Below are 16,640 nucleotides of genomic sequence, written 5' to 3' on the forward strand. Positions count from 1 at the left end.
GCGGACTGTCCCGCCGCTGTCGCCCGCTCATAAGGTGACATTCCGTTGTAACCCCGATCACAGAGGGAGCGCGTTGTGAGCCGCTTGAAGTTCGGCATTTTCTTGGCACCTATCCACCGGCCGGGGCAGAATCCCACCCTGCTGCTGCGCCGGGACATCGAGTTGGTGCGATACCTGGAGGACCTCGGCTATGACGAGGCGTGGTTCGGTGAGCACCACTCGGCGGGTGCGGAGATCTACGCGTCCCCGGAGATCATGATCGCCGCCGCGGGTGAACAAACCAGCCGCATCAAGCTGGGGACCGGCGTGACCTCGGTGTCGTATCACAACCCGCTGTGGGCGGCCGAGCGGATGGTGATGCTGGATCACCTCACCCGAGGCAGGGCGCTGTTCGGTCTCGGGCCCGGTTCATTGCCGACCGATGCCGCGATGCTCGGGCTCTCACAGATCGACACCCGAGAATTGTTGGCGGAGAACGCCGACATCATCATGCGGCTGCTGCGCGGCGAGACGGTGACGGCGAAGACCCGCACCCACGAACTCATCGACGCCAAGATCCAGATGGCGCCCTACTCCGACCCGCTGTTCGACGTGGTGGTCGCCGCGATCGCCTCGCCGACCGGTGCGCGTCTGGCCGGTAAGCACGGCATCGGGCTGCTGTCCATCGCCGCCACGCTCACCGCCGACGGATTCAGTGCGCTGCAACATCATTGGGGTCTGCTGGAGGAATTCGCGGAGCAGGCCGGACGGCGCGACGAGGTGGATCGGTCCACCTGGCGGCTGGTCGGTCCGTTCCACCTCGCCGAGACCGAGGAGCAGGCCTACCGCGACGTCGAGCACGGCATCGAGTACTGGTTCAACTACCTCCAGCATGTCGCCGCGTTCCCGCAGATGGACGTCCGAGGCAATACCAAACGCGAGATGATCGACTTCATCAATTCCTCCGGCATCGGTGTCATCGGCACCGCCGAGCAGGCGCGCGGTCAGGTACAGCGCCTCATCGACCAGTCCGGCGGTTTCGGCACGCTGCTGGTGCAGGGGCACGACTGGGCGAATCCCCAGGCCACACGACGTTCCTTCGAGCTGTTTGCCCAGGACGTCATGCCGCATTTCCAGGGTCAGGCGCAGCCGATGCTGGATGCCGCGGCCAGGGCCGAGGCGGTGCGCGAAGGACAGGCGGCCGAGCATCGCAAGGCCGTCGAGCACATGACACAGAAGTACACCGCAGAGTTGGGCAGGGGCTGAGCACCATGGCGAAGGTTCATGTCGAGCGAGAATTTCCGCAGTCCGCCGCGACCGTGTGGGCGTGGGTGGGTGACACCGCGACGGTGGCGAACTGGATCCCCGCGATCGGGGAGTCGCACATGGTCGAAGACATTCGGCACGTCACCTTTACCGACGGCAATCCCGCACGGGAGCGCATCGTCGAGCACGACGACGCGAAGCGCCGCTACACCTACGAATACCTCGACGGCCCACTGCCTTTGCGCGTCTACCGTTCCACGATCGGTGTGGCGGACACCGCACACGGATCGAAGGTCGTGTGGTCCGCGGAATTCTCCGCCGAATCCGAGGCCGACGAACCCGGTCTCGGCACGGCCATCGACGGAATCTATTCGGACGCGCTGACGGAGTTGGCGACAAAGCTCGCCGGGGCGTAGTTCCCGCTCAACGATCGGCCTTTCGGCGGCTCGCGGGTCGCTCGGTGACATCGGTGCGGAATCGGCGAAGGTGGCGGGGTTGTCGGAATATTCGCTGATGCAAACATCAGCGAATAGCAGCTCCCGCAGCGGCGGCAATGCGCGCGCTCATAGGAATTATCGAAGGAAAAGCAGAGCGATGACGGAAAATTCCACGGATTCAGCGGCTGGATTCACCGACCTCGTCGAGCGAATCACCGTGCTGCATAATATCGCCGAATGGTCGGAGCGCACGCGGGACATCGAAGCTGTCGCCGGATTGCCGAGGTTTACCGATGAAAAATCCTGGGCGGCCTTCGATCAGCTCTCCGTCGGAGACGAGACCCGGCTGCCCGCATGGTGTCTGCTCGCGCGGGCACCGGATCTCGGCCGCGTGATCGTGCGCGCCGCGGAGCTGGGGTGGGCGGCTGGCGCCCCGGTGCTCGGCGCGCACGAGACGAGGGTCGTGCTCACCGCACCGTCCGGGCTGGTGGTCGTCGCCTACTCGCCGCTGCGGCGATGATCGCGGCGGGGAATGTGGTGGCGTCGCAGTACCGCCGCGGCGAGTTCGGCGCGGTTGCGGTACCCGGTGGCCTCGAAGATGCGGCTGACGTACTTCTTGATCGAGAGCTCCGAAAGGTTCAGTGCCTCGGCGATTTCGTGATTGTTGAGCCCATCGCTGACCAGCTCGGCGACCTCGATCTGGCGTACGGACAGGCGCGTGAGCGGGTCGTCGACGGGCGCGCTTTCGGCGTGGACCGTGCTCGCGGCCACGCGCAATTGGCGCGCGAGCAGCCGGACGGCGACGAGATCCTCGCTGTCCCAGGGGCGGATGTGATCGAACATCCCGACCAGTGCTTCCCCGTCGGCGAGGGTGAGGTGGATCGCGGCCGCGGAGTTGATGTCGTTCGGATTGAGGTAGTCCACGACGTAGGAACGCTGCGGGGTCGGCAGCCTGGCGAGTTCGTCGAGCGTGGCGAATCCGTTGCGGGTGAGCAATCGCCGTGCCGTGGGCATGGCGAAAACGTCTTTGTCGCTCCAGGTTTCCTGATAAACGGGCAGCAATCGCTCGGTGGCGCCCGTGAGTACCGGCGCGGGGTCGGCGAAGATGGCGGGATAGTTGACGCCGTGGAAAAAGGTGACGTCGCGGACGCCGAAGTGGATCGCGATCAGCTCCGCGAGCGAATGCTTGAATTTCTCCCCACCGCGCGATTCGGCGCAGAACTCCAGGACGGACATGACGCCGAGGAGTTTCTTTCGGGAAAGTTCGTGCCACGTACGCACGGTCATGATCACCACCTCGTCGGGGGACCAGGGAAACATCGCTCGCCGACGATCCTGCCACCACTTCGGAGTATATCCCCTGTGGATTCGGTCGAGGCCGAAAAGGTGCGCACGCATTATTTCCAGGCAGCTGCGCGGCGCAATGTGCGAAGAACGGATTCGGCGACGAGCGAGCGGCTTTCGATATTTCCGTACCGTCGTCGGAGGGTGCGCGTCCGGTGGGCGCGCTACGTGTGCGGTACCCGGATCACCGACCACGTAGCGGACCACGTAGTCGTCCCGATGTCCGCGCGACCTCCTCTCCGTCACTGTGACTCGTGTCATAGCCCGCAATGCCGCGGGCGCGATCGGAAGGACACGAACATGACCCTTACCGCTGAACCGCACAACGCCCGTACCGGGCGCGGTGCCGAATATATTGCCCGCGCCGCGCAGGCGGCGACGGTGATCGAGACAGAGGCGAACGCTATCGAGCAGGCGGCGACGATCACCGACACCGCCTTCAAGGCCATCGCGGACGCCGGACTGTTCTGGATCCTGGTCCCCGAGGAGTACGGCGGCGCGGGACTCGACATCGTCAGCGCGTTCAAGATCGTGCAGGAGATCTCGCGCGCCGACGGTTCCACCGGGTGGGCCTTCATGGCCAACGCGTGCAGCATGGGTGTCGCCGTCGGCTTCATGAACCAGGACGGGGCGCGGGAGATCTTCGCGCCACCGGAGCGGGGGATCACCGCGGGCATGATCGTGCCCACCGGCTCGGCCGTACGAGTGGACGGTGGTTACCGGGTCACCGGCCGGTTCCAGTTCGCGAGCGGCTCGGCGCACGCCTCCTGGATCGGTGCCGGGTTCGTGGTGCACGACGACGCGGGGAATCCGATCGTCGACGCCGAGGGAACGCCCGATTGCCGGATCGGCTTCCTCCCGCGCGCGGAGGTCGAGTTCCTCGGCAACTGGGATGTGATGGGCATGGTCGGCACCGGCTCCTACGACTACCGGGTCGAGGACCGCTTCATCCCGGACCGTTTCACCATGGAGACCTTCTCCACCGTGCCGACGCGTCCCGAATCGGTGTATGAACTCGGGCTGCTCGGCATCGGTGTCGGCGGCCACGCGCCGGTCGCGCTCGGGCTGGCGCAGCGGGCCTTACAGGAGATCGCCGGAATCGTGGAAAACAAAGTGCGGCCCGGCTATTCGACCGTTGTCGGCGATTCGGAACTGTTCCGGCTCGACTTCGCGCGGCACGAGGCGCTCTACCGTGCGGCGCGCGCCTACGTCTACGAGGCCTTCGGTGACGCGGAGGCCACGGCGGCGGCCGGTGGCGAGATCAGCGCCGAACAGCGTGCGCGGTTGCGTCAAACCGCCACGTGGGCACAGGAGGTCGCGGGTGAGGTGGTCACCTTCGCCCATCGCTGGGCGGGCAGTGCGACGGTGCGTAATCCCAGCGCGCTCGGCCGGTGCCTGCGCGACGCCGCGGTGGCGACGCAGCACGCGCTCATCGACAGGATGACCCTCGTCGAGGCCGCCGCCGACATCGTGCCCGCCTACCGCCGCTGAACTTCTCTTTCGAGCACGACCTGCCTCGCGCCGAGCGCGGGACCGGAAAGGACATCATCATGGGTCAGTTGACGGGCAAAGTCGCCCTGGTCACGGGAGCCGCACGCGGACAAGGACGCTCGCACGCGGTCCGGCTTGCCGAGGAAGGCGCGAACATCATCGCGCTCGACCTCTGTGCCGACGCCGCGACGACCGAATACAAGGGAAGCACGGTCGAGGATCTCGACGAGACCGCACGCGCGGTCGAAAAGGCCGGTGGGCGGATCCATACCGCCGTCGGTGACGTGCGTGATCTGAAGTCGCTCGAAGGTATTGTCGCCGACGGTATTTCGGCGTTCGGTCGGCTCGACACCGTGGTCGCCAATGCCGGGGTGTTCTCCTCGGCACCGCTGCACGAGCTCACCGAGGCGCAGTGGGACGAGATGATCGACATCAATCTCTCCGGCGTATGGAAGACGTTGCGCGCCACGGTGGGGCACCTGATCGCACAGGGTGAGGGTGGCTCGCTGATCTTGGTCAGCTCCACCGGCGGATTGCAGGGTTTCCCGAATTTCGCGCATTACGTCGCCGCCAAGCACGGCGTCACCGGCCTGGCCCGTACCGCGTCGAATGAGCTGGGGCAGCACCGAATCCGGTGTAACTCGGTGCATCCCACCTCGGTGCTCACCGACATGATCGACCACGAAGCCATGTACCGGCTGTTTCGGCCCGACCTGGATAAGCCGACACACGAGGACTTCCGCGAGGCATGCCAGGCGGGCATGAACGTGCTGCCGATCCCGTGGCTGGAGCCGGTCGACGTCTCCAACGCCGTGGTGTGGCTGGCCTCGGACGCCTCCCGCTACGTCACCGGGATCGCGCTCCCTGTCGACGCGGGCGCGCTGTCGAAGGTATAGCACGAACCGAGGCACCGATAAGATCGAAAAACATAGGAGCAGAACATGACTCAGAAAAACGCGGAAGCCTTGCGCGCCGCCTTCGCGGCCGCCGACACCGGTGACGCCGGACCGCTGGTCGCCCTCTACCACGACGACATGACGTGGGCCGGGTTCACCTTGACCGGCACCCAGCGCCTCTACAGCAAGTCCGAATTCCTCGAGGCGTTCGGTGTGCTCGCCAAGCTCGACGAATCCAAGAACGAGGTCACCGACGTGCAGATCGTCAGCGATGAGATCGTCGTCGCGAATGTGCGCGTCTACCGGCGCCTCGGCGACAAGGAGCTGGACATCACGATGGTGATGACCCACCGCTTCATCGACGGCAAGGTCACCCACGGCACCGACATCGTGCCGTCGTCGTTCGAACGGTTCTGGGCCACCACCGGCCTGACCGTCTGAGCGAACCCATCGGAGAATCGAGGTTGAAGCAGATGACTACCCGGACCACCACCCGCCGGGATCCCCTGGCGACGACACTGCCGGAGGCGATCACGGCATTGCGGCTCGGACAGGTCGCGCTCGTGCTGGACGACGTGCTCGACACCGGCTGCGACCTGGTCACCCTCGCGGGGGTCGGGTCGGCTTCGGCGATCGCGACCATGGTCCGGTACGGGTCCGGGTTCCTCTGCGCCACCGTCGATTCCGAGACCTGTCGGCGACTGGATCTCCCACCGGTCACCTGGTGTGCGGATGCCGACGACCGATATGTGGGGTCGATGCGGGTGGCGGTGGACGCCGTGGCGGGCACCACCACCGGCATCTCCGCACACGATCGCACGCGGACCTTGGCCGTGCTCGCCGATCCCGACACCACGGCGCGACACCTGAATCGGCCGGGACATGTCATTCCGGTACTGGCCGAACCATTGGGGGTGGCGGTGACGCGGCCGAACCTGCACGGCGCGCTCGCCACCCTGTGCGAACATCGCTCGCTCGCGTTCTGCGCGAGCCTCGACCGAGGCGGCTCCGGCCTGCTGGATCGGGTCGAGGGCCCCGCTCTCGCGGTCATCCGCTGCTCCGAAATCCTTGCCGCCGTGGGCGATATCTCCCCACGCCGCACCGCTACCGGGCTGCTGGTGCCGCCCCCGTTCTGCTAGAAGGTTCCCCGCTCATGACCGAAACCACCAGGACACCACTCGAAACCGGCTTCCGCGAAGCGATGGCGCATCTGTGCGCGCCGGTCGCCGTGGTCACCGCGATGGACGGGGCACGCCCGCACGGCACCACCGTGAGCGCGGTCATGTCGCTGTCGCTGGAACCGCTGTTGGTGGCGGTAGCGCTGGCCGACACCTCGGACTGCCTCGGATTGATCAACGCCAACCGAACATTCGGGGTCAACGTGCTCGCGGCCGACCAACACGCTGTGGCGTCGCGTTTGGCGAAGAAGGGGCGGGAGAAATTCGCCGACCTGCCGTGGGAGGTCGCCGGTGGCGTGCCGAGGCTGTCGGGTGCCGCCGTCTGGTTGCGCTGCACCCTCGCCGACACGGCGCCCGGCGGCGACCACCGGATCCTGATCGGTGAGGTCCGCGATGTCGCGACCGTCACCGAGGCCGCCCCCTTGACCTACCACCGCCGCCAGTTCGGCACCCACCTCCCACACCTCGACTGAGCAGGAAACACGATGAACGAAGTTGTCGGCGCGGCGCGATCGCACGCACTCGGCGATATCCCTCGGCGCAGCGCGGCCAGGTTTCCCGACCGCACCGCGCTGATCCACCGCGCGACCGTGCTCACCTTCGCCGAGCTCGATCGCAAGATCGACGCGGCCGCGAACTGGCTGTGGCAGGCGGGACTGCGCCCCGGCGATCGCCTGGCGATCCTGTCGCACAATTGCTGGCAGTACCCCGTGGTGATCTTCGGCGCCGCCAGGATCGGCGTGGTCGCGGTGCCGATCAACTTCATGCTCACCTCCGGTGAGATCGCCTACCTGCTCGACGACTGCCGCCCGAGCGCCTTCATCGCGGAGGACGCGTTGTGTTCGACAGCGCAGCAGGCCATTTCGGCGGCATCGGCGAAAGTGTCGGTACGGCTCGCGATTTCGTTGGCCGAGTCAGCCGTGGCGACACCGAGGGGCTGGACCGATTTCGAGCGAGCCATGGTCGAGACCGGCACCGCCGCCGCACCGGAAATCGCGGTCGACGACGACGCGCCGATCAGAATCATGTACACCTCGGGGACCGAATCCCGTCCCAAAGGTGTGTTGCACTCGAGCCGAACCTTGATGTGGCAGTACCTGAGTTGCGTCGTCTCCGGCGGGATGGCGGCCGACGATATCGAGGTGCACGCGCTGCCGCTCTACCACTGCGCGCAGCTGGACAACTTTCTCATCACCGATATCTACCTCGGTGCGACCAGTATTGTGCTCGACCGGCCCGACCCCTCGGCGATCCTCGACGCCGTCGAACGGCACGGCGCCACCAACCTGTTCTGCCCGCCCACGGTCTGGATCGCGCTACTTGACCGACTGTCGGAGCAGAACCGGGCGCTGCCGAGCTTGCGCAAAGGTTATTACGGCGCGGCGGCCCTACCCATCGAGGTACTGCACGATCTGCGCGAGAAGTTCCCGAATCTGCGACTGTGGAATTTCTACGGCCAAACCGAAATGGGCTCGCTGGCCACGGCTTTGCCGCCGTCGGAACAGGATCGCAGGCCCGGTTCGGCCGGTCGTCCCGCGTTGAACGTGCAGACCGCGATCATGGACGACGACAATCGCGTGGTGGCGACCGGATCGGTCGGCGAGATCGTGCACCGCAGCCCGCAGGTGACCCTGGGGTACCTGAACCAGCCCGAAAAGACCGAGGAAGCGTTCGCGGGCGGCTGGTTTCACTCCGGTGACCTCGGCTACTTCGACGAGGACGGCTATCTCTGGGTGGTCGACCGCAAGAAGGACATGGTGAAGTCCGGTGGCGAGAACGTCGCGACCCGCGAGGTCGAGGAGGTGCTCTACGAGATCGACGCGGTGGTCGAGGCCGCCGTGTACGGGATCGCGGACAGTCGTTGGATCGAGGCGGTCGCGGCCACGGTGGTGGTGCGTGACGCGTCGGTGAGCGTGGAGGATATCGTCGCGCACTGCCGGAAGAAGCTGGCGCCGTACAAGATTCCGAAATCCATCGTCTTCGCGGAGGAATTACCCAAGAACCCGAGCGGCAAGGTGCTCAAGCGGACGCTGCGGGAAAACCATGTGCGCCTCGGGGATTCGGCATAACGAATCCCCGAGGCCGCCGATCACGTCAGGGCAGCGGTGATTCGCGGCGCAGTTCGGCCTTGGCGATCGCCTCGATGTGCACCTCGTCGGGCCCGTCGAACAACCGCATCGCGCGGTGCCAGCCATACATCGCCGCAAGCGGTGTGGCATCGGAGATCCCCGCGCCGCCGTGCACCTGAATGGCCCGATCGATGATCGTGGCCGCGGTGCGCGGCACGACGACCTTCGCCATGGCGACCAGATCCTTCGCCGCCTTGTTGCCACGCACGTCGATCACGTGGCTGGTGTGGTGGCACAGCAGCCTGGCCTGTTCAAGCTCCACCCGTGATTCCGCGATCTGTTGGCGCACAACGCCTTTGTCGGACAACGGGGAACCGAAGGCCGTGCGGCTCTTCGCGCGCGCCACCAGCATGGCCAGTGCGCGTTCGGCCGCGCCGATGGCGCGCATGCAGTGGTGGATTCGGCCGGGGCCGAGCCTGGCCTGCGCCGCGGCGAACCCGCCACCCTCCTCGCCGATCACGTTCTGCACCGGGACGCGCACGTCGGTGAACTGGACTTCGGCATGGCCGTGCTGATCGTGGTGGCCGAAGACCGGATAGTCGCGCACGACGGTGACGCCGGGGGTGTCGCGGGGGACGAGCACCATCGTCTGCTGGCGGTGGGTCGCCGCGGTGGGGTCGGTCTTGCCCATCACGATGAAGAACGCGCAGCGCGGGTCCATCGCACCGCTGGTCCACCACTTGCGGCCGTTGATCACGTAGTCGCCGCCGTCCTTGGTGATCCTGGTGGCGATATTCGTCGCGTCGCTGCTGGCGACCTCCGGTTCGGTCATCGCGAAGCCCGAGCGGATCTCCCCGGCGAGCAAGGGCCGCAACCACTCTCGGGTCTGCTGCTCGGTGCCCAGCAGATGCAGCAGCTCCATATTGCCGCTGTCGGGTGCCTGACAGTTGATGGCTTCGGGGGCGAGATCGAGGCTCCAGCCGGACAATTCGGCGATCGGCGCGTACTCGAGCTGGGTGAGGCCGGACTCGGCGGGCAGGAACAGATTCCAGAGGCCCTCGGAGCGCGCCTGCTTCTTGAGTTCCTCGACGACCGGCGGCAGGACGTGGTCGTCGGGACCCGCTTCGCGGCGATACCGCTCGTATTCCGCCTCGGCGGGGAGCACGTCCTCGCGCAGGAAACGGGCCATACGCTCACGCAGGTCGCGTGCGCGCTTGCTGGGGGGTGGCAGCTCGTAATCGGACATGAACCTCTCCTGAACTTGGCCGAGCGTTTGATCGGTATGAGTCTAGACTATGTGCTGTTGACGGCGCTTATAGTGGCATATTAGGTTGCTGTTCTGTTCAATGTAACCATTCGAGCGTTCGGGTTTTGGAGAATACGATGACGCGGAACGGCCCACCTGGAATCGAGATCGACGCGCTGGAAACTTTCCTGCGCGCGCACCGACCCGGAATGTTCGACGGTCGATTGGCGGTCACGCTGATCTCCGGTGGACGCTCCAATCTCACCTACCTCGTCACCGACGGGCGCCGGAAATGGGTGCTGCGCCGCCCGCCGCTGGGCCACGTGCTGGAAACCGCGCACGACATGTCGCGCGAATACCGTGTGCTCGAGGCATTGGCCGACACCGACGTTCCGGTGCCGCGCCCCCGGGTGATCGCCGGTCCGGAACCCCTGGGCGCCCCGTTCTACGTCATGGACTTCACCGAGGGCACGGTCCTGCGCGAGCGCGGCGACCTCGACGATTTCGGTACCTCGCCACGCGACCTCGCGCACAACCTCGCAGACACCCTCGCGCGGCTGCACCTGCTCGACCCCGCCGCGGTCGGCCTCGGCGAGCTGGGCAGGCCGCAGGGTTTCCTGGAACGACAGGTGCGCAGGTGGCAGCGCCAACTGCTGGCCTCGCACAGTCGTGACCTGCCCGAACTCAGCGCGCTCGGGGAACGGCTCGCGCGTGAGCTGCCGATCCAGCAGCCACCGGCGATCGTGCACGGCGACTACCGGCTGGACAATGTGATGGTCGACCCGGCCAGCGGTCGCATCGTCGGCGTACTCGACTGGGAGATGGCGACCCTGGGTGATCCGCTCACCGATGTCGCGTCGATGGCGTTGTGGTGGGACGGGATTCGCGGCCTGAACAGTCCCGTCGCGGCGGTACCCGGCGACGTACCCGGCTTTCCCGACAGCGACGTGCTGATCGAGCGGTACTTCGAACGCGTCGGTCGAGAACCGGCCGACCTGTCCTGGTATCTCGGGTTCGCCTACTACAAGATCGCGGCCATCTTCGAGGGAATCCACTACCGCTCCCAACAGGGACTGACTGTCGGTGCGGGCTTCGAAGGGCTCGGCGTCATGGTGCCCGCGCTGGTCGAGCGTGGGCATGCGGCACTCGTCGCCTAGTAAAGATGCTGTGCGACAGGCGATTTCCCGACCAGTGTGGTCGGCCGGTGCGGGAAATCGTCTGTCGATGATCACGTCGAGGGCGCTCCGACGATAGCGAGCGCGAAATCGGTGTACTGATCAGCGGTCGCCTCGGGGGACAGGCCGCCCGTCGGTGACCACCACTGCGGCAACGCGGTACAGAGTGTGACCACCGCGCGGGCAGCCTCCCGTGGAATCGGCGTCGCCAGCAGTCCGCGCCGACAACCCTCGACGACCTCGTCGTCCACCATGTGCTGAATCTCCCGGCGCGCCGTCGCGATCCTGGTGCGGTGCGGCTCGTCCAAGCTGCGCATCTCGCTCGCACCGATGAATCCGAGCGCGCGCCGATGCGTGTGGAACAGGGCGAGGCATTCGACCAGCAGTTCCAGGCGCGCCACCGGACCATCGCCTTCGGCACGCGCGGCACGGCAGCGCCAGTGCAGGTCGTCCATCGTCACATCGAGCAACGCGACCAGCAGATGCTGTTTGGTCGGCCAGTGGTGATACACCCCGGCGACCGAAAGACCCGCGCGTTCGGCCACGTCGCGGATGGTGGCGCCGTGATAGCCGAGTTCGACGAACGCCTCCAACGCGCCCGCCAGCGGTGGCGCCAGCCGCAATGGCGCGAAGTGACGCCAGTCTTCCTCGGCGGCTCGCCCGGTGCCGGTCCGCAGCTGCGCGACCTCGACCCCGAAGACCTTGGCGGCGGCCTCGAGCCGCTCCTCGGTGACCCGCGCCCGCCCGTTCTCGATGCCGCTCCACGTCCCGACACTGACCCCCACCGTCGGTGCGACATCGCGAATCGTCAGCCCGCGCCGCACTCGCGCCTCGCGCAAGCGCTGCCCCAGCAGCGCACGATCGTCGTCTTCGGTATCCAGTCGCCGCCCAACCACCCCGTGCTCCTTCCTCGGTCCGACGACCACCACCGGCATCGCTTCGGTGCCACTCTACCGAGCGGTTCACTGGAACCGTGCAAACGCTCGGGTCTTGTTCAGAACTCGCCGCTGCGCGCCAAGGCGTTGTCGACGTAGTCGTCCGCATGCTCACGCAGGTAGGGACAGCAGCTGATCGGTTCATCGTCCGGGCAGGTCAGCAGGTGAGCAAGGATGCGGTCGGTGTCGCCGCCGCATTGCAGGAACTCGGTCGTGACGCGCTGGTTGGAGAAGGCCGAGATCGGTCAGGCCGTCGCGCGGTGAATTCAGGTGGTGCGGTTCGACGGGGTGGGTCGACGGGGTGGGTCGACCCGCACCACCCGAAGGCGGTCTGCGGGATCAGTGGCCGCCGAAGCGGCCGAACGGGCTCGGCTTGATGGTTGTTTGTTGTGTGTCAGGCGCGGAACCCAGTGTCACAGTGACGGTGTGGGTGGTGCCGTTGGGTTGTGCGACCGTCAGGTCGACCTTGTCGCCAGGGACATGGGTGAGGGTCTGCGCCATGAGGTCGGCATAGGAATTCACCGGTACTTGGCCGATATGCGTGACGGTGTCGCCTGCCCTGAGTCCACCTTTATCCGCGGGACCGTCGGGTTGGACGTCGGCGACCGCCGCGCCTGCGGTCGGCTGATGCGGGTCGGTGAGGGTGCCGCTGACTCCGAGCACCGGTTTGGTGGCGGTGTGGTCGTGCAGGAGCTGATCGGCGACGCGCTTGGCAGTGTCGATGGGAATCGAGAAACCCAATCCGAAGGATTGGACCCCGCCCTCGGCGCTCTGTCCGGTCTCGGCGGCCGAATTCACCGCCACCACTTGACCGTTCAGATTCACCAGTGGACCACCGGAGTTGCCCGGATTGATCGGCGCATCGGTTTGCAGGCCGTTGTAAACGAGGGCCTGCCCGCCCGATTCGTCGGCGGCCGTGACGGTTCGGCTGAGCGCGCTCACGATTCCCGCGGTCACGGTATTGGACAACTCTTCAGGACTGCCGACCGCGGCGACCTGCTGGCCCACCTTCAAGCTAGAGGACTCGCCGAGTACGGCCGGGGTGAGATCGGTGACGCCGTCGACCTTGATCACCGCGAGGTCATAGGAAGGCGACGTTCCGGTGATCGTCGCGGATTCGGTATCACCGCCCGGTAGTTCGACACTGATCTTTCCTCCGCCGAGCGCACTGGACACAACGTGATGGTTGGTCAGCACGTAACCGTCCTGGGACAACACAATTCCGCTGCCCGCCATCACGCCTTGCTGATCGGCGACTTTGATGTCGACGGTCGATTTCATCGCCGTCTGCGCGGCGTAGGTGACCGAACCTGGCTTCTCGTCCACTTCGTTCGGTGAGGTTTGCGTCGTGAGCGCCGGGGGCGACGAATGCTGGTTCAGCAGAAGAGCACTGCCGCCGACCCCGACACCACCACCGATCAACCCGGCGATCACCGCCGTGACGACAATCGGCGCGGACACTCGCCCACGTCGCGGCGCGGATGGTGGCGCTTCCACCAGCGGCGGCGGACCCTGCGGCGGTAATCCCTGCTGCGGAGGGAGATTCGTTGCACCCCAAGCGTTCCCGTGCGGCGGTGGCGGCTGGGTGGGCTGCCACGAGGGAAGAGGCTGTCCGACCCCTGACCAATCTTCACTCATCGCGCCAGCATCGCCCCCGATCCTGAGATTCCGCGCAGAACACGCATGCCGCAACCTGAGGATGCGGCATGCGCAACCGCTTCGGGTGCCGGGAGTTCGCCTCATCGAGCTGGGTCTTCGGTGTCGTCCACCTCCGGCGCTCGGGCGTCTCTGATCGATTCGCCGCGGAACGCGTCCTCATCGGATTCCCGCATCATGTCGTGCAAGAACTCGATGTCGTAGACGAAACCGTCTTGCGCGACAACGAACCACTGGCCGTCGACATGGCTTTTTAGGTAGCCCAACACTTCGTCATCGAGCGTGGTCATCGCATCAACTTGCGGCGGGTGAATGAACCCTCCGCGCATCCACGATCGCCGGGGTGGTTCGGAGCCGAGGACACGGAGTCCGTCGGCGACCCGTTGCAACATCGCGATATCAGTGGGTGCCGCCCCGAAAAGCGTTGCTTCGACCTCGGATTCGGCATTGGTGCTGACTGTCCGCGCGTCCGGGGCGGTCACCGCTGCCGCCCCGCATCCGGGACAATGCGGCCTGCCTCGACCAGCACATCCCACGCGACCTGCTTGCGTGCGCAGTCGCCACGTTGACATGCGATGTACTGACGCATCACCCGATGCGCCTGCTCCACCGTGTACGGGTTCGCGGGTGCGCTGTGGTGCACGCACCGCTCCCACGACGGCGCCGTGTCGAGTCGATCGGTGATGGTGATCTCTGTCATCGGAGACCTCGAAGGTGTTGTGTGAGCGGTGGTTTGGATTAACGCCACGTTCCGGGTTCGTGGCATGCCCTAGAACCTGCGGAGAGCTTCGGCGTCTCCAATGCATCGAGCAAACCGTCGCCACTCCTGGACATGGAAGGTGGCAAGTCACGGTCAACGGCACTTGCCACAGCCGCGCATCGGGTAACAATTGACGTATGACCAGGGGGCATCGATGACCAATCCGACGACCGAACCAAACGGGCAAGCTGTCGACATCGCCGATGAGTTGGCGCGTGAGATCAGGCGGCTCAGACTCGCTGCTGGACTGAGTCAACGTCGGCTCGCGGCGAAGATCGGCTACTCCCGCCAGTACGTATCCATGACCGAATGGCAAGACGCGGCCCTTCCCTCGCAGGAAGTGACGGCCGCGCTTGATACCGCGCTCCATGCTCAGGGTGCGCTCTTGGCGATCCGTGCTCGCGCGAAAGGCATTCGACAGGCGAAACACGAGCCCCCGAGGGAGCAGGGTTCATCGTTCGTGCCGCCCGTCGCGGAACATGCTCACTTCGTCACGGAGCCCACAGAATCGCGTGAGAACGGTAATGCGCCGGAGGGATTGGCGGATGTCCTCGGTCGCATCCACAAGTGGAGTAGATCGGTCCACCCCGGCGTAGTCGAACATCTGCGGGTCAACACGCTTCGGACCATCGAGCAGTACGAGACGCTCGATAGCGCAAGCCTGGTCGATGGGCTTGTGCGGCAGCGCATGTGGATCGACGATCTGTTGCAAGAATCGGCGCCTGAGCGCCAGCGGAGGCAGTTGTTCGACGTAGCCGCGCAGACCTCCGGATTGCTCGGGTTCATCACCGTCGGAATCGGTGATTTCCCGTTGGGGCGGGCCTATTGCGCAGAGTCATTCCAGCTGAGTGGCGTGATTGACGATGCCAATCTGCAAGCGTGGGCTCGTGGGCTGCAGAGCTTCTGTGAATACTACTCGGGAAGGTATGACGAGGCACTGAATTATGCTCTGGACGGGCTTTCATACGCTGGGGATGGTTCACAACGTGTCAGACTCTTGGTGAATGGTGTAGCACGCGCATATGGAAAGCTGGGTGATTCGAATGGAGTGCGTCTCGCAGTGGACGATGCGTACGAGGCATTGAGTAAAGGTGCTGTCCCCCAAGGGGTCCCATCGAGTATTTCACTCGATTGCTACAGTGTCGCCCAAGTTGCCGGAAATGCCGCCACCGCTTATGTGTCGCTGTCGATGCCGGACAAGGCGGAAGAGTACGCACGGTCTGCGTTGTTGGAAATGAATAGTTCCAACTCACCGTGGGGTCGGTCGCTCGTCACCGTTGATCTCGCGCGTTCCCACATTCAGTCCAAGCAGCCGGATGTGGAGTACGCGTCCAGTCTGATGATCGATGCGCTAGGCAGTTCGTCGGGCAAAGCAATGATCCCGCTGCGGCATCGAGCCGCCGAGTTCGTGCAGGATGCCACGGACCGATGGGGGAAGTTGCCGCGGCTGCGCGAGGTTCGGGAAGCGCTTGATTGCCTCGAGTAGTCTCGTCCACTACTACGGCGCAACCACACGAGTAAGGATGTCGGAGTATGTTGCGGCTCAAAGATCACTGGACGCGACCAGAAGGCCCCTTGGGCTACTACTGGTTTCTGACGTTCGAAACCTCACCAGAACTGAACACGTTGGTCAGCGGTTCCCAGGAAGCGATCGACTACCCCTATTATGACGCGGCGCCTCTGGCGAGCCTGCACCTCACGTTGGACCGAATAAGCAATGACCCGACAAGTGTTGGCGCTGATCTCGAATCCATCGAACGATCCGCCACCGAGGTGTGTCGAGAGTTCGAACCGTTTCAGATCACGGTCGATCACCTGAACTGCTTTCGCAGCGCAGTCGCGTTCGATGTGACACCGGCCCAGCGGGTTCGGCAGCTCCGTGATGCCCTACGAGGAGCCACCCTTCACGCGTTCCCCGCTGCTTCGGTCAAACGCGGCGATACGAACCCGCACATTTCGATCGCCTACGCGAACGTCGACGATATCGCGGGGGACCGGGTAGTGGAGAAGATGGGCCAGGTCAACGGAAAGGTTGGTGCGGCCAGGGTAACCGTCCGGGAGGCAACGATGGTCCTGCTCGAACGGCGGCAGCGCTCGTATGCGTGGGAGGTGATCGCGAGGGTTCCGCTGGCTGGCTGATACCTCGTTTGTACCTACGACAACACCCGTTAGGTGCGGTGCGCAGTCACGCCCCGTGCTCGCGGGCGA

At 65.4% G+C, this 16,640-nt stretch carries 18 protein-coding genes; 12 read left to right on the forward strand and 6 right to left on the reverse strand.

Annotated elements, in window-relative coordinates; translation table 11 throughout:
• Positions 1-75: 75 nt before the first annotated feature.
• The 3 genes from ABEA50_RS21190 (at position 76) to ABEA50_RS21200 (ending at position 2,202) form a co-directional block, all read left to right on the forward strand.
• Positions 76-1,245 (forward strand): LLM class flavin-dependent oxidoreductase, encoded by a 1,170-nt coding sequence (locus tag ABEA50_RS21190; RefSeq protein WP_345497334.1) that lies wholly within the window; start codon positions 76-78, stop codon positions 1,243-1,245.
• 5 nt (positions 1,246-1,250) lie between these two features.
• Positions 1,251-1,661, forward strand: coding sequence for an SRPBCC family protein (locus tag ABEA50_RS21195; RefSeq protein ID WP_345497335.1), 411 nt, complete (start codon positions 1,251-1,253; stop codon positions 1,659-1,661).
• Between the two features lie 178 nt (positions 1,662-1,839).
• Positions 1,840-2,202 carry a hypothetical protein gene (locus tag ABEA50_RS21200; protein ID WP_345497336.1) on the forward strand — a complete coding sequence of 121 codons (363 nt, stop codon included), beginning with the start codon at positions 1,840-1,842 and terminating at the stop codon, positions 2,200-2,202.
• On the opposite strand, the gene ABEA50_RS21205 is transcribed toward ABEA50_RS21200, so the two are convergent.
• The gene (locus ABEA50_RS21205) at positions 2,181-2,969 is read right to left on the reverse strand and encodes a response regulator transcription factor (protein ID WP_345497337.1); all 789 of its coding nucleotides are present in this window, start codon (positions 2,967-2,969) and stop codon (positions 2,181-2,183) included. The genes ABEA50_RS21200 and ABEA50_RS21205 overlap by 22 nt on opposite strands.
• A gap of 357 nt (positions 2,970-3,326) precedes the next feature.
• On the opposite strand from ABEA50_RS21205, the gene ABEA50_RS21210 reads away from it, so the two are divergent.
• Genes ABEA50_RS21210 through ABEA50_RS21235 form a run of 6 tightly spaced genes read left to right on the forward strand, consistent with a single transcriptional unit; the run spans position 3,327 to position 8,660 of the window.
• On the forward strand, positions 3,327-4,517 hold the full coding sequence (locus tag ABEA50_RS21210; protein WP_345497338.1) for an acyl-CoA dehydrogenase family protein: 1,191 nt from the start codon (positions 3,327-3,329) through the stop codon (positions 4,515-4,517).
• Positions 4,518-4,576: 59 nt separating this feature from the next.
• Complete coding sequence (locus ABEA50_RS21215) at positions 4,577-5,413, forward strand: mycofactocin-coupled SDR family oxidoreductase (RefSeq protein WP_345497339.1); 837 nt, start codon at positions 4,577-4,579, stop codon at positions 5,411-5,413.
• A 45-nt stretch (positions 5,414-5,458) separates the two neighbouring features.
• Positions 5,459-5,854, forward strand: a complete 396-nt coding sequence (locus ABEA50_RS21220) for a nuclear transport factor 2 family protein (protein WP_345497340.1) — start codon at positions 5,459-5,461, stop codon at positions 5,852-5,854.
• A 32-nt stretch (positions 5,855-5,886) separates the two neighbouring features.
• Positions 5,887-6,552, forward strand: coding sequence for a 3,4-dihydroxy-2-butanone-4-phosphate synthase (locus ABEA50_RS21225; RefSeq protein WP_345497341.1), 666 nt, complete (start codon positions 5,887-5,889; stop codon positions 6,550-6,552).
• Between the two features lie 14 nt (positions 6,553-6,566).
• The gene (locus ABEA50_RS21230; RefSeq protein WP_345497342.1) at positions 6,567-7,064 is read left to right on the forward strand and encodes a flavin reductase family protein; all 498 of its coding nucleotides are present in this window, start codon (positions 6,567-6,569) and stop codon (positions 7,062-7,064) included.
• A gap of 12 nt (positions 7,065-7,076) precedes the next feature.
• Positions 7,077-8,660 carry a fatty acyl-CoA synthetase gene (locus tag ABEA50_RS21235; protein ID WP_345497343.1) on the forward strand — a complete coding sequence of 528 codons (1,584 nt, stop codon included), beginning with the start codon at positions 7,077-7,079 and terminating at the stop codon, positions 8,658-8,660.
• A 25-nt stretch (positions 8,661-8,685) separates the two neighbouring features.
• On the opposite strand, the gene ABEA50_RS21240 is transcribed toward ABEA50_RS21235, so the two are convergent.
• Positions 8,686-9,906, reverse strand: coding sequence for an acyl-CoA dehydrogenase family protein (locus ABEA50_RS21240; RefSeq protein WP_345497344.1), 1,221 nt, complete (start codon positions 9,904-9,906; stop codon positions 8,686-8,688).
• Between the two features lie 137 nt (positions 9,907-10,043).
• On the opposite strand from ABEA50_RS21240, the gene ABEA50_RS21245 reads away from it, so the two are divergent.
• Positions 10,044-11,063: a phosphotransferase family protein gene (locus tag ABEA50_RS21245; protein WP_345497345.1), complete on the forward strand. Its 1,020-nt coding sequence runs from the start codon at positions 10,044-10,046 to the stop codon at positions 11,061-11,063.
• A gap of 71 nt (positions 11,064-11,134) precedes the next feature.
• Here ABEA50_RS21245 and ABEA50_RS21250 read toward each other — a convergent pair whose 3' ends face one another.
• The 4 genes from ABEA50_RS21250 to ABEA50_RS21265 form a co-directional block, all read right to left on the reverse strand.
• Complete coding sequence (locus tag ABEA50_RS21250; protein ID WP_345497346.1) at positions 11,135-11,977, reverse strand: helix-turn-helix domain-containing protein; 843 nt, start codon at positions 11,975-11,977, stop codon at positions 11,135-11,137.
• A gap of 378 nt (positions 11,978-12,355) precedes the next feature.
• Positions 12,356-13,477: a S1C family serine protease gene (locus tag ABEA50_RS21255; RefSeq protein WP_345497347.1), complete on the reverse strand. Its 1,122-nt coding sequence runs from the start codon at positions 13,475-13,477 to the stop codon at positions 12,356-12,358.
• A gap of 278 nt (positions 13,478-13,755) precedes the next feature.
• Positions 13,756-13,962: a hypothetical protein gene (locus ABEA50_RS21260; protein WP_345497348.1), complete on the reverse strand. Its 207-nt coding sequence runs from the start codon at positions 13,960-13,962 to the stop codon at positions 13,756-13,758.
• A 188-nt stretch (positions 13,963-14,150) separates the two neighbouring features.
• A complete protein-coding gene (locus ABEA50_RS21265; protein WP_345497349.1) occupies positions 14,151-14,372 on the reverse strand; it encodes a hypothetical protein in 222 nt (73 codons plus the stop codon).
• Between the two features lie 214 nt (positions 14,373-14,586).
• Between ABEA50_RS21265 and ABEA50_RS21270 the strand changes: the two genes are divergently transcribed.
• Together ABEA50_RS21270 and ABEA50_RS21275 are read left to right on the forward strand one after the other, a co-directional pair.
• Positions 14,587-15,918 carry a helix-turn-helix domain-containing protein gene (locus ABEA50_RS21270; protein ID WP_345497350.1) on the forward strand — a complete coding sequence of 444 codons (1,332 nt, stop codon included), beginning with the start codon at positions 14,587-14,589 and terminating at the stop codon, positions 15,916-15,918.
• A 47-nt stretch (positions 15,919-15,965) separates the two neighbouring features.
• On the forward strand, positions 15,966-16,571 hold the full coding sequence (locus ABEA50_RS21275; RefSeq protein WP_345497351.1) for a 2'-5' RNA ligase family protein: 606 nt from the start codon (positions 15,966-15,968) through the stop codon (positions 16,569-16,571).
• Positions 16,572-16,640 lie beyond the last annotated feature (69 nt).

It is taken from the genome of Nocardia callitridis (assembly GCF_039543305.1).
Taxonomy (GTDB): domain Bacteria; phylum Actinomycetota; class Actinomycetes; order Mycobacteriales; family Mycobacteriaceae; genus Nocardia; species Nocardia callitridis.